The sequence below is a fragment of the Capillibacterium thermochitinicola genome (genome assembly GCF_013664685.1).
Classification (GTDB): Bacteria; Bacillota; UBA4882; order UBA10575; family UBA10575; genus Capillibacterium; species Capillibacterium thermochitinicola.
This window is the reverse complement of record NZ_JAAKDE010000010.1, coordinates 123088-136243: the sequence shown is the minus strand read 5'-3', so window position 1 is coordinate 136243 and position 13156 is coordinate 123088. Positions and strand designations below refer to the sequence as shown.

Here is a 13156-nt window from a genome sequence, read left to right as displayed (position 1 = left end):
CTTCGATTGCGCTTCAATTGGTCTTCTTTAAAAGCCTTCGCCATCGGCCTTTCCGTAGTAGGCCGTGAAAAACGCCTCTTTCGCCTCGTAAAAGGTGCCCTGCTGGATGCTTTCCCGGATCTTCTCCATCATCCGCGTCAAAAAGTACAGGTTATGGTAGGTGATGAGCATCAAACCCAGGATTTCACCGGCGTGGATAAGATGGCGCAGATAAGCCCGGGTGTACTGCCGGCAGGTGGGACAGGTGCACTCGGGGTCAAGGGGTGAGAAATCCCGGGCGTACTTGGCGTTCCGGACCACCACCCGTCCGCGGCTGGTCATTGCCGTCCCGTTCCGCGCGATCCGCGTCGGCAGGACGCAATCAAACATGTCGATCCCGCGGGCCACCCCTTCCCATAAGGCGTCGGGCGAGCCAACCCCCATCAGGTACCTTGGTTTATTCTCCGGTAACAGCGGTACCGTGTAGTCCAGGACTTCGTACATCAACGCCTTCGGTTCGCCGACGCTCAAACCGCCCACCGCATAGCCGGGAAAATCCATCGCCACCAGTTCACGGGCGCTCTTCTCCCTGAGATCACGGAAGGTTACGCCCTGCACAATCCCAAAGAGTGCCTGGTCCGCCCGGTCATGCCGTTCACGGCAGCGGGCCGCCCACTGGGTCGTCCTCGCCTGGGCGAGGGCCGCCTCCTCGTAGGTGGAGGGGTAGGGCAGGCAAACGTCGAAGGCCATTGCGATATCGGCCCCCAGGGCCATCTCGATCTCCATCACTTTCTCCGGGGTGAAAAAATGGGCGGAACCGTCGAGATGGGAACGGAACAGAACCCCCTCGTCACTGACCTGGTTCAGCTTGGCCAGGCTGAACACCTGAAACCCGCCACTGTCGGTGAGAATCGCCCCCGGCCAGTTCATAAAGGCGTGCAAACCGCCGGCTTCCCGGACCACTTCATGCCCCGGCCGCAGGTAGAGGTGGTAGGTATTGCTCAGAATGATCGACGCGCCCAGGGCCTGCAGTTGTTCCGGGCTCATTGTCTTCACCGTGGCCTGGGTGCCCACGGGCATAAAGACCGGTGTGGTCAGCTCCCCGTGGGGGGTTTTCAGTTTGCCGATCCGCCCCCGGTGTTCGGTGGATTTATGGACAATCGTAAATTCAAACATTGGTTCCTCCTTAAATAATCAACATGGCATCGCCAAAGCTGAAGAACCGGTACCGCTCCTTAATCGCCTCGCGGTAGGCGGCCAGAATCAACTCCCGCCCGGCAAAAGCGGCCACCAGCATCAAAAGGGTGGAACGGGGCAGATGAAAGTTGGTCACCAGCCCGTCCAGGACTTTGAACTGATAACCCGGGTAGATAAAGATCTCCGTCCGCCCGGCCCCCGCCCGGACCGTCCCGTCGGCCTGGCCCATCGTCTCCAGCGCCCGGGCCGAAGTCGTCCCCACCGCGATCACCCGGTGGCCGCCGGCCTTCGTCGCCGCCACCGCCGCCGCCAGTTCCGGGCTGATCTCGAAATACTCGGCATGCATTTTGTGCTCCTCCACCACTTCCGTCCTGACCGGACGGAAGGTACCAAGGCCCACGTGGAGGGTCAAATAACCGGTTTTGACCCCTTCCGCTTCCAGTTTGGCCAGGAGCTCCGGGGTGAAGTGTAAACCCGCGGTCGGTGCCGCCACCGAACCTTCCGTCCGGGCGTAAACCGTTTGGTAACGGTCGAGGTCCGTCAGCGGCCGCTTAATGTAGGGCGGCAGGGGCACTTCCCCCAGCTTCATAAAGGCCGCGCGTAAAGCGGCCCCCTCCTGGTTAAAGCGTAAAACCCGCCCCCCGAAGGGGGTCCGTTCCTCGGCCACCGCGGTGAGCTCCCCGCCGGCGCCGAAGGTCAAAACCTGCCCGGGCGGGACTTTCCGCCCCGGGTTGACCAGAACTTCCCAACGGTCGGGCCCGAGGGGATTGAGCAAAAGCACCTCCACCTTCCCGCCCCCGGGCACCCGCCGCGCCCACAAGCGGGCCGGGATCACCCGGGTATCGTTAAAGACCATCAGGTCCCCCGGTTGCAGCCAAGCCCCGATCTGGGGGAAAGTCGTATGGTGCCAGGTGCCTGCCGTTTTATCCACCACCATCAAACGGGAGTGGTCCCGCTGGGCTAAAGGTTCCTGGGCAATCAGTTCCTCTGGCAGTTGGTAGTCAAAATCCGATACCCGCAAAAAGTGACGCTTCCTTTCTCAGCCAAATCTCCAGTCCAATTCCAAACGGCGGCTTTACTCTTCCCGCTCGATATAACCCAACTCCCGCAAGGCCGGGAGCGAATCCCGCCAGTCTTTTCTGGTTTTCACCCAGAGATCGAGATAGACCGGCTTCTCCAAAAACTTTTCGATCTGCGCCCGGGACAGTTGGCCAATCTGCTTCAGGAGGCTGCCTTCCCGGCCGATCAGAATCTTCTTCTGTGAATCTTTTTCCACCAAAATACTGGCCCGAATGTAAACCTTGCCGTTGGGCCGCTCCTTTATCTCCTCCATGACCACGGCGGTGGAATGGGGGATCTCTTCCTCAGCCAGGTGCAGGACGGCTTCACGGATATACTCGCCAATGATGAAAGACTCCGAACGGTCGGTGAGCATCTCTTCCGGATAGTACTGGGGCCCCTCCGGCACGGCTTCTTCCAAGCGGGCCAGGAGCTCCGGAAGGCCTTCGCCGGTCAAGGCGGAAACCCGCACCCAGGGCCAGTCCGCCACCCCCATTTGGGCCAAAAACTCCTCCGGTGGACACGCCGGCTTCAGATCACTTTTATTGAACGCCACCAAAACGGGGAGGCCGCTCTTTTTCAGCGCCTCCGCCACCCAGGCGTCCCCGCGGCCCGGGGGCTGGGTGGTGTCCACCAGCCAAAGCAACACATCCACCAGCTTAAAGGTGGTTAAAGCCGTTTTGTTCATCTGTTCGCCTAATTTATGTAAGGGTTTATGGATGCCGGGCGTGTCGTAGAAGATCAGCTGCGCCCGTTCGGTCGTGAGAATTACACGTATCCGTTCGCGGGTGGTTTGCGGTTTCGGCGAGACAATCAACAGTTTCTCGCCCGCCAGCTTGTTGAGTAACGTGGATTTTCCCACGTTCGGCCGGCCGATCACCCCGATGAATCCAGACCGGTATCCTTTCATCGCATCTCCCCTTAACCAACGTCAGCGTTATTTTGCTTCTTCGGCACAGAAATAATCTTTATTAAACGCATAAGGCAGATATTCATCCAGGCTTCCCCGGCGGACTTTGCCGTCCAGGTTCCCCAGGATCAATTGGAGCCGGGGCGCAAACTCCGCCAAAAACTGCCGGCAGATCCCGCAGGGGGACCCGGGCTCCGGACTGTCGGCAACCACCGCGAGGGCGACAAAGTCTTTCTCCCCCTCGGCAATGGCCCGCGCCACCGCCACCCGTTCCGCGCAGATCGTCGCCCCGTAGGAAGCATTTTCAATGTTACAACCGCCAAAGATCCGGCCGCTTTTCGTTATAAGCGCCGCCCCCACCTGGTAGCCGGAGTAGGGCGCATACGCCTTTAACCGCGCCTCCTTGGCTTCCTCCAGGAGGCGCCGGGTTAGTTCCTCGTCAATAAAGACCATTTTCTCCATCGGTATCAACCCCACCTTTGATATAATTGAAAGATCAAAACGGTCACCAAGATCCCCAAAACGCTCCCGATGACCACTTCCGCCACATTGTGAATCCCGCCCTCGACCCGGCTCTGGACCACCATTAAACCCAAGAATAAAGCGAGCGTCGCCACGAGGCCGTCTTTACTGATCATAACGATCGCGGTGGCCAGGGAAAAGGCCACGGCTGCGTGCCCGCTGGGCATCCCCCCGGAAAAGGGCCGTCCGGTCCCGGTCGACAATTTAAGCACCAGCACAAAAAAGACCACCAGGCCCATGGCGATTAAAGTCAGATGGGCGGGGGAATTGATGATACTGTCAATCAGTTTCGGCAAAACCGGGTTTAATTTCGGGTACAAAACGAAATAGCCGATGGCCAAAGCGTTGACGGCAGCAAGCAAAACCGCGCCCGCCGCCACATCCTTCGCCACCGCCGCCAGGGGATGATACCGGGGCGAGAACAGATCAATCGCCGCCTCCAGGGCGGTGTTGATCGTCTCCGTCACCAGGACAAAGACGATGGCCCATAACACAAAGAGGAATTCGGTCTTGGTCAGGTTGAGCCCCAGACTGAGGCCCAAGACCAAAATCGTCCCCAAACAATGGATCCGCATGTTGCGCTGGGTCCGGAAACAATAGACCAAACCGTCGATTGCCCGGTTGAAACTCTCCAGGAGGTTTCTATTCTTCATCACGCCGACCCCAACCTGCTTCCGTCAGAAACTTCTCCTCCGCCTGGCGCATCCGCGTTTGCTCCTCGGCGGTCTGGTGGTCATAGCCCAGGAGGTGGAGAAGCCCGTGGACGGCCAGATAAAGGATCTCCCGCGTACTGGAATGGCCATACTCCGCCGCCTGCCGGAGGGCGACCGGGACACAGATCACCACGTCACCCAGGAGTTCGGGGAACGCGTCGTCCCCGGTTGGCGGCATTGGTTCCCCCTCGTCCAGGGCAAAAGAGAGCACATCGGTAGGGGCGTCAACACCGCGCCATTCCCGGTTCAACTGCTGGATGGTCTCCTCGTCCGTAAGGGTAATCCCGACTTCCGCTTCTTCCCGGCCGTGGGCTTTCAGCACCTGCCGGGCGACTCCGGCCAGGGCCTCAAGCGTCTCGTTGTTCAGCTTTGGTTCCGTTATTTCTTGGTTGATGATTACCCCCATTCGACTTCTTCCTTTCTGTGGCGACAATCTCCGGGTATTTAATCCGGTGGTGAAAGATACCGCCCAGGACCTTTAAAAAGGCGGCTTTAATCTTATCCAGATCCCGTAAAGTAAGATTAGTTTCATCCAGTTGCCCCGCTTCTAAACGCTCCTTGAGGATCTGGTTGACCAGGGCCTCCAGGCGGGCGGGGGAAGGTTGCCCCATCGAGCGGGCCGCGGCCTCCACCGCATCGGCCAGCATGACGAGGGCTGCCTCCTTCGTCTGTGGTTTCGGTCCGGAGTAGGAGAAATCCGTTTCTTCAACCGATTCCTTTTCCTCCTGGACCTTTTCCGAAGCTTGTTGGTAAAAATATCGGATCAGATCGGTCCCGTGGTGTTGTTCGATAATATCGGTCACCACCCGGGGGACCCCGTACGACTTGGCCAGTTCCACGCCATCCCGCACGTGCGAGGTGATGATCAAAGTACTCAAACTCGGCGCCAGGTTCTCATGGGGATTATCGTTGGTGATCTGGTTCTCCACAAAGAAGTAGGGCCGCCGCAGTTTGCCCACATCATGATAATAGGCCCCAACCCGTACCAGCAAGCTGTCGGCACCAATGGCGTCGGCCGCCGCTTCCGCCAGGTTCCCCACGAGAATACTGTGGTGGTAGGTCCCCGGCGCTTCGATCAGTAACCGTTTGAGCAAGGGCATGTTCGGATTGGCCAGCTCCAACAGGCTGAGCGGCGAAGTTAACCCAAAAAGATGTTCGAAAAAGGGTAAAAAGCCGTTGGCGAGCGCCGTCGCGAGGATCCCGTTAAACCCGGCCACCAGGGCAAAAAGAAACATACTGCTGAAGCGTTTGATGCCAAACAGAAAACTCAAGGTCAAGACGGTGAAGAAATTGATCCCCGCCAAGTATAGGCCCCGCCGGATCATCTCTTTCCGCTGGTTGAGATTGAGCATTAAATAAAGGGCCGCCGTCCCGTTGATAAAGTAAAAGACCGTCAGCGCCAGGTGGAAATCGAAGATTACGCCCACCATCAGGCTGAGCAGCGCGGTGATCACCCACGCCAACTTCGGCTCACTTAAAAAGACCAGGATAATACTGGCAAAGGAGAGGGGGACCAGATAGGCCATCAAGTCCAGATTCAAGAGGCTGAACGCCTTGGCGACGGCCAAAACAACCACCGAGACCAGCGCCAGCAAATAAAGGTGCTGTTCTTCCTTGAGGATCCGTTTCTCGAAGAAATAAATATAGATCAGACAGATCGCCATCAGAAACAGGGTAAATATGCCCAAACTGAAAAACATGAGCACCCGGTTCCCGCTGTTATCGATCAAGGCCAGTTCCCGCAGGATCTGGATGTGCTCCGTGGTAACAATATCCCCTTCGCTCAGGATCAACTGGCCCTTTTCGATCTTGACCGGCGCCACCTTGCGCCGGGCCTCCTCCTGCAACTGCCGGATCTTCGCCTCATCCCGGGTCAGGTTCGGGAAGATCATCGCCGTGAGCAGCTCGCGGATCACCGGTTGGTCCTGCGGTAAAACGAGAAACCGCTCATTGCCGACAAAAGCCCCCAGCTCGGACCGGACCTCCTCCATCGTTTGGGGGCCGATCTTGCGCTCGGTTTCCAACGCGACATAGACCTGACGCAGGCTGCGGACTATCCGTTCATAATCGGTCGCAGGCAGCGTCAACACCAGATCGAGGGTTTCGTCGGGAACCTCGGTAAAGCGCCCCTCCTCTCTTTGGAGGGCCCGCCGGAACTCCGGGCGGATCCTGGCGGGATCGGGGGAAACACCCTCCGGCGTCTGTTCCTGCATGAGCCGCCGGTATTCCTCGAAAACACCGATTATTCTATTGTAACGGTTATTGGCCTCCACTCCGGCTTCGATACTGATCGTTTGGTATTCGAGCTTATCCTTGTTCTCCTCCACCGCGCGGGCGGCCGCTTGGTCCATCAACTCTTCGGTCTTTTCGGTATTGATCACGGTCCGTGGCGCTCTGATCTCGGTCCCAATGTAGATCTCTCCCAGTTTGACATCGATCGCCCGCGGGACCAGATCAATCTGCAATATGCCGACAATGGCCAAAAAACTGACAAAAACCAGAATCCGCTCACGGACCATCTTCTTAGCTAAAAAATCACGTACCCACAACCATTTGTCGATGAAGCTTCCTTGCCGTTTCCGCTTGGCGAAGCTTTTCTCGGCCGGTTGTGTTTCCTTACCCATTGTTAGGCCTCCTTTACGAACCGGGACTTTCGGTCTCTTCCCGTTGCCGGTCGTATGCCTTAATTATCTTTTGTACCATTTCATGGCGGACAACATCCCGCTCACCCAGATAAACAAAGGCAATCCCTTCCACATCTTTCAGAACCTCCGCCGCTTCCACCAGTCCGGAGGCTTGTCCTTTCGGTAAATCAATCTGGGTAATATCCCCGGTGACCACTACTTTCGAACCCCAACCCATGCGGGTCAGGAACATCTTCATCTGCTCGGTCGTGGTGTTTTGGGCTTCATCCAAGATGATAAAGGAATCGTCCAGGGTTCGCCCGCGCATATAAGCGAGGGGGGCGATCTCAATCACCCGGCGTTCCATATACCGCTGGTAAAGCTCCGCCCCTAAGATATCAAATAGCGCATCGGTCAACGGCCGCAGGTAGGGATCGACTTTTTCCTGCAGATCACCGGGCAAAAAGCCCAGTTTCTCACCGGCCTCCACCGCCGGTCTGGTCAGGACCAGGCGGTTCACCTGTTTGCTCTGTAAAGCCGCCACCGCCATCGCCACCGCCAGGTAGGTCTTCCCGGTCCCCGCCGGTCCGATCCCAAAGGTTAAGACATGGTCGCGAATGGCTTCCACGTATGCTTTCTGCCCAAAGGTCCGCGGGGTAATCCTTTTCCCCCGGTTGGTCACCTGAATCGGCGTCGCGGAAAAATCAATCTCCCCGTTGTGCTTCGGTTTATTCCGCCGCAAGACATCAACGGTATAGCGGATCTCATGGGGACCGAGGATGGTCCCTTTCTCCGCCTGGCTGCGCAACTGTTCCAGAACGGCAAGGGCCTCGTCGACCTTTTGCTCTTCGCCGGCCAGGAACAGGGTATTCCCCCGCGCCGAGAGCATCACCTCCAGCGCGGCCGCGATATCCTTCAGGTTTTGGTCGTACTCCCCGAAGAGAATGGGCGCTATCTTCGGATCAATCTCGATGGTTATCTCCGAATGACTCAAACTTTCTCTCTCTCCTCCTTAATCCGGGACCGCAATATTCTCTTTGGTCTCTATAATGAGGCGGTAATGCAAGACCCCCGCTTGCAGGCTCCAGTCCTCCTGGGTCTTTTCCGGCCGGACACCCGCCGGCAGCACCGTCCCAATGCGGCTTTCCGCCTTTTTTCGCGCGTTCAGCAGGGCGGTTTCGGGCGGAATCTGCACGGTGGTCCACTCGACCGTTTGGTAAGTATCCTTGATCAATTCGACTAAACTAAGGCTATTCCTGCCGGGCAGGATCCTCTTCACCGCCCGGTCTTGACAGACAAAACTTTCGGGCGCGACCGCCCCGCGGGAAAACAGGGTCAGGAGCCGGTTACCCAGCCGCAAGCGGTAGACGGTCTTTTGTCCACCGGTTACCCTTGGTTCCAGGACGGCCAGGGGTTCGTCGACCTCTATCTCATACCAAACCCGCGCCCGCACTTCCCCCGCCGCTTTGACCTTTTTCTTCTCGACTGACCCGTCCAGGTGGACCCGGGTGGTCTCCCCCAAAATCAAGAGATCCCCGTGGGAGACCATATCCCCCACCCGGACCAACGGTATCCCTTCAAGTAATATGATCTCCGTGATCAGCCCGTCCTTTGCCGCCACCATATTCCTTGGTCCGTCATCGACCGGGGGCGGCAGTCGCTTCTCGGCCACCACCACCTCGGCGACCACCCCTCGCAGCCGGATCGTCACCCACACCACCTCCGGCAGCCGGATCCGCAGTTCGCGGATTAACCAGTCCCGTTGCGGGGTGATCGTCCGGCGGGGCACCCCGGGGGCCAACCCCAGGACGGCCAGGTGGTGCCGGATCAGGTTGGGGTCTAGTGTCTCGACGCCGGTGACCTCAATAAACCAGATGAAGGACGAAAGGGTTAAAAGCATACTCAGGAACAGGGCCATCCCCAACAGCCAGCCTTTTTTCCGCCAGACCCTTCGCCAAAGAAAAGGCCAGCCCTTTTTCCGGAGGATCTTTCCTTTGGTGCCGGTCCGAAAAAAAAATGGGCGCAGCTTCGCATATTGGCGGGCGTGCACTTTGAAGAGGATCGTACCGGGGGCCTTCTTGTCAATATCCCAGAACACAACCCCACCGGCAATCCCCCGGTTCAGCAGCTCTTCGCTGCGGGCCCCTTTGACCATCGCCACCAGATAGCCCTGGAAGAAGGCGTTCAAGCGTTGGGAGAGCATTGCTCTTCCCCCCCTGCTTTCCACTCGACCCGGGTAATCCGGCCGTCAATCTCCACCTGGTCGGCGGTGATCAATTTTATATTCAACTCTTCTCCGCTTACGGTAAGGAGTCCAATCGTCGTCTGCAGGCAAACCTCCGTCCGGGTATATAACTTTAACCCCCGGTGGTTTTCCACCACCAGTTGCTGATCGCCCGTCAGGACCAGGCGGGGCAAATTCAGCACGACATCGGATGGTAACTCAAAGTATTCCGCAAGCTTTGCACTGAGGCGGGCTTTTAGCGTTTGCCTTCCCACGTTTACCATCCTTTCCTCTCTGCTTTTACCAAATTATGCTTTGGCGCGCCAGAAAATGAGTGGAAGCGGATGGTTTTGTCCGGGAATTGGCTTTCTTTATTGCTTAGCCCGCCATTTCCGCAGATAGTCCAGGATCAGTTCTTTACGGTTCCGCGCCGGATCCTCCGTCACCCAATGGAAGACGTCATCCAGCACCGCACCCACCTGCGGACCGGGCGGAAGGCCCAAAAAGGCCATGACTTCGCGGCCGTTCACGGCCAAGTCTTTCCGGGTAAACACCCTCTCGCCAGCCAAAAGCGCCTGTACCCGCCGGTGAAAGCGGACCAAATTCTCCAAGGCGCGGGCGGACGGTCCGCCGGTACCGACAATATCGGCCCGTCTTAACTCCAAAAGGTCAATGATGTGCTCCGGCCCCACTTTCCCGACCAGCCGCCGGAGGGCGGCATCGGTCAGCCAGGGGTCGGCTTGAAACATATGCCAGCGGATTAAGGTCAACACCTTTTGCCGGAAGGCATTGGAAAACCGGAGCCGCTCCAGGATCCCGGCGGCCAGCTCGTGGCCGACCTTTTCGTGGCCAAAGTAGCGGATCCGGTCCCCCTCCACTTGCCGGGTGGTCGCCTTCCCCAGATCGTGGAGAAAAGCGGCCCAGCGCAGCTCGGCCGTTGGTTTAATCGCCTCCACCGTCGCCACCAAGTGTGTAAAGATGGCAGGGTCGGTAGCCCAAACGGCCTTAAACTCCGGCATGATCGCCGTCAACAACCCGCTCCGGGCGAGTCCCTTGAGGCCACGGGCCGGATCCGCCCCGAGCAGCAGCTTGGTCAGCTCATCCCGGATCCGTTTCCCACTGATCCTGGTAATGGCTTCCGCTTCAATCCCCTGCTCCGTCGCAGTCTCTCCCCGAAACCCCAGGGTCGACTGAAAACGGTAGAAGCGGAGCATGCGCAGGGGATCTTCCTGAAAACGGGCGGCGGGGTCACCTACCGCTTTGACCAATCGCCGTTTCAGGGCCCACAACCCGCGGAAAGGATCGACCAGACGCCGCCCGATCGGGTCCAGGGCCAGCGCATTAATGGTAAAATCCCGCCGCGCCAGGTCGGCCACCAGGTCCGGGGTGAAGGCGACCCAATCGGGGCGGCGTCCGTCACTGTATTCGCCTTCCCGGCGGAAGGTGGTGACTTCAACCTGCTGTTCCCCGATTAGCACACCAACCGTGCCGAACTTCTCCCCCACCGCCACGGTGCGGTCGAAGAGGGCCTTGACTTGCTCCGGCCGGGCGTCCGTGGCGATATCCCAGTCCTGCGGCGGGTGCCCGCGCAATAGGTCGCGGGGCGCGCCCCCGACCAGATAGGCTTGGTAACCCGCGCTTTGCAGCCGCTGCAGGACGGTAAAGACCTCCGCCGGAATCCGCCGGCATATTTGGGCCCACTTTCCCCTCCTCAGCACGGTCCAGACCTCCCTCCTTGGCCACTAACCGCCAACTGTTCCCGCTCTGATTGTTACTTCGGAAAATCTTTATCCTGCTTATTTTTCACAACATGCATCTATCATAAAACGGTGCGCGCCGCATATCAATAAGTGATTCCAATTAATTACTTCTTATTTAATTATTCAATAGTCCGGTGGTGAGCGCTTCCCATGCGAATCATCATCATTCTCCGGAAAGAAAAAATCCTGCCCCTGATCGCTCTCAGCACCGTCCTGGCCGCCCTGCTTCTTTGCTCCATCCTGTACCGGGTCATCCCCGCCCGGAGCAGGCTTGGACAAACCACCGTTGTGATTGACCCGGGCCACGGCGGGATCGACGGGGGGACGCAGGACCGCGCCGGCCACTTGGAAAAGGACATCAATCTGGACATTGCCCACAAAATCCGGGCGCAACTTGTGCAGTGCGGGATCAATGTCGTCATGACGCGCGAAGACGACATTGAACTCGCCCCTTACCAACCGGGGCGGAGTGGCCGCCACCGCCGGGATTTAACCGCCCGGATTGAACGGGCCAGGAATGCAAAGGCCCTTTTCCTGGTGAGTATCCATTGTGACTGGTCAACCGCGGCGGAGCGCCGCGGCATGGTCGCTTTTTATTATTACCGGAACCCGGTCGGGAAAACGCTCGCCTCAAGCATCCAGGAGGAGTTGAACAAGATCCAGCCGCGGCCGCAAAAGGCCGTCCCGGGCAAGTATTTCCTCCTGGAGCAACCCGGGATCAACGGGGTCATCGTCGAGGTTGGCTTCCTCTCCAATCCGGAGGAGGCCGCCCTCCTCCGGCAGCCGGACTACCAGGAAAAGATCGCCCTCGCCATCGCCCGGGGCATCCTGCGGGCGATACCGGCGGTCACCGCGCAACCCGGGGCCGTCCCGGCCCCGCCGCCTTAAGCCCGGCCGCGGTGCGCCCGGCTGTAGTTCCCCACCGTAAGCTGTGGAAATTCCCGATTGAGCTCCGCAAGAAAACCGGCGATCCCCAAAGCTTCACCGGCGGGGACCAGTTTTTCCTGGCGCAGACGCGCCCATATATAATCCGGATCGATATTGAGGTTGCGGATCTGGATCATCCCCACCGGGTAGCGGCGGAGGAAGGCAAAAAGCTTCTCCACTTGCGCTTCCCGGTCGGTAAAGCCGGGCAACGTCAGCAAGTTCAAGGAGACAAAGACCCCGTGCCGGTCCAAGCGGCCAATGGCCTCGCCGACCTGGTTAAGGGTATAACCCTGGGGCCGGTGGTAAAACCGGTAAGACACCGGGTCGGCGGAGAAAAGGCTGATCCGCGCCGTGTCCAGCCCGGCGGCGGCCAGCTCCTCCAGGACAGTGGGGAGACCGGCATTGGTGTTGATATTAATGGTGCCGGCTTTTGTTTTTTGCCGCAGGGTGGTAATCGCCGCCTTCAGCACTTTCCCGGCGAGAAGCGACTCCCCTTCGCACCCCTGGCCGAAGCTGAGGATCGCCCCGTCACCGGCCAGATGCGGGAGGCCGACCTCAACCACCTCCTCCACCGTCGGGGTAAAAGCAATCCGCTCCTGGGGCGAAGGACAACACTCGGCAACCTGCTTGGAGATACACCCCAGGCACCGGGCGTTGCAGGACGGGGAAACCGGGATTCCCCCCTCCCAGCGCCCGTAGAAAATGTTCTGCGCCGTAAAACACTGGTATTCCCTGGCGCAGCGGGCCAACTGTTTCAGAATCCGGTTTTCCGGGTAAGCGTCCAATTTAGCCTGGATCAAACCGGGGAGCTCCGGGGTGTTGTAGAAACACGGATCCCATTTTCCCGGTTCATCGGTGCGGCGGGCTGCGACCCAAAGCCGCCCCTCTTTAAACGCCACCGCTGTATACCCGAACAAGGGAAGACCCGGCGCGTTCTCTTTCCGCTGGTAAGCGGGGAGAAACAACCGGGTATAACCCTGGGGCAGGATCGCCGCCACCGCCTGGATCCCCTTTTCGTTGATGAACTCCACGGTACCATCGTCCGCCAAACCCAAAGGGGCCCGCCCGGGGAGATAAAAAAGAGTGGCCCCGGCGGGCAACGGGATCAGATCCTCCGCCCTTAGCTCCCAATATTCCTCGCCGTTCGCCCCCAAGGCGCCCAGTTCCGAATCGTACTCCAGCTCCCCGTGGGCGGTGGCATAAACCAGTTTAATCTTTCGGTCCATCTTGGTCGGCTCCTA

13 protein-coding genes are annotated in these 13156 nt (G+C 58.8%); 1 reads left to right on the top strand and 12 read right to left on the bottom strand.

All coding sequences use genetic code 11. The features are described from left to right. Window positions 1–27: 27 nt before the first annotated feature. The 11 genes from tgt to G5B42_RS05745 form a co-directional block, all read right to left on the bottom strand. Window positions 28–1155: a tRNA guanosine(34) transglycosylase Tgt gene (tgt, locus tag G5B42_RS05795; RefSeq protein ID WP_181339500.1), complete on the bottom strand. Its 1128-nt coding sequence runs from the start codon at window positions 1153–1155 to the stop codon at window positions 28–30. Window positions 1156–1165: 10 nt separating this feature from the next. Beyond that, window positions 1166–2197, bottom strand: coding sequence for a tRNA preQ1(34) S-adenosylmethionine ribosyltransferase-isomerase QueA (gene queA / locus G5B42_RS05790; protein WP_181339499.1), 1032 nt, complete (start codon window positions 2195–2197; stop codon window positions 1166–1168). A 54-nt stretch (window positions 2198–2251) separates the two neighbouring features. Further along, window positions 2252–3145, bottom strand: coding sequence for a GTPase Era (gene era, locus G5B42_RS05785; protein ID WP_181339498.1), 894 nt, complete (start codon window positions 3143–3145; stop codon window positions 2252–2254). A 27-nt stretch (window positions 3146–3172) separates the two neighbouring features. After that, complete coding sequence (locus G5B42_RS05780; protein WP_231133272.1) at window positions 3173–3607, bottom strand: cytidine deaminase; 435 nt, start codon at window positions 3605–3607, stop codon at window positions 3173–3175. A gap of 5 nt (window positions 3608–3612) precedes the next feature. Further along, complete coding sequence (locus tag G5B42_RS05775; RefSeq protein ID WP_181339497.1) at window positions 3613–4320, bottom strand: diacylglycerol kinase; 708 nt, start codon at window positions 4318–4320, stop codon at window positions 3613–3615. Next, a complete protein-coding gene (ybeY, locus tag G5B42_RS05770; protein ID WP_181339496.1) occupies window positions 4310–4786 on the bottom strand; it encodes an rRNA maturation RNase YbeY in 477 nt (158 codons plus the stop codon). The genes G5B42_RS05775 and ybeY overlap by 11 nt, the downstream gene beginning before the upstream one ends. Continuing rightward, window positions 4728–7004, bottom strand: a complete 2277-nt coding sequence (locus G5B42_RS05765; RefSeq protein WP_181339495.1) for an HD family phosphohydrolase — start codon at window positions 7002–7004, stop codon at window positions 4728–4730. The genes ybeY and G5B42_RS05765 overlap by 59 nt, the downstream gene beginning before the upstream one ends. A gap of 13 nt (window positions 7005–7017) precedes the next feature. After that, a complete protein-coding gene (locus G5B42_RS05760; protein WP_181339494.1) occupies window positions 7018–7998 on the bottom strand; it encodes a PhoH family protein in 981 nt (326 codons plus the stop codon). Window positions 7999–8016: 18 nt separating this feature from the next. Next, the gene (locus G5B42_RS05755) at window positions 8017–9207 is read right to left on the bottom strand and encodes a sporulation protein YqfD (protein ID WP_181339493.1); all 1191 of its coding nucleotides are present in this window, start codon (window positions 9205–9207) and stop codon (window positions 8017–8019) included. Further along, window positions 9189–9503 carry a sporulation protein YqfC gene (gene yqfC, locus G5B42_RS05750; protein WP_181339492.1) on the bottom strand — a complete coding sequence of 105 codons (315 nt, stop codon included), beginning with the start codon at window positions 9501–9503 and terminating at the stop codon, window positions 9189–9191. Before yqfC ends, G5B42_RS05755 begins: the two co-directional genes overlap by 19 nt. Before the next feature lie 96 nt (window positions 9504–9599). Then, window positions 9600–10946, bottom strand: coding sequence for a CCA tRNA nucleotidyltransferase (locus tag G5B42_RS05745; protein ID WP_181339491.1), 1347 nt, complete (start codon window positions 10944–10946; stop codon window positions 9600–9602). A gap of 192 nt (window positions 10947–11138) precedes the next feature. Here G5B42_RS05745 and G5B42_RS05740 point away from each other — a divergent pair, with 192 nt between their 5' ends. Further along, entirely contained in the window at window positions 11139–11876 is a 738-nt protein-coding gene (locus G5B42_RS05740) for an N-acetylmuramoyl-L-alanine amidase family protein (protein WP_181339490.1), read from the top strand. Here the strand turns inward: G5B42_RS05740 and G5B42_RS05735 are convergent. Then, complete coding sequence (locus G5B42_RS05735; protein WP_181339489.1) at window positions 11873–13141, bottom strand: radical SAM protein; 1269 nt, start codon at window positions 13139–13141, stop codon at window positions 11873–11875. The genes G5B42_RS05740 and G5B42_RS05735 overlap by 4 nt on opposite strands. Window positions 13142–13156: the final 15 nt, after the last annotated feature.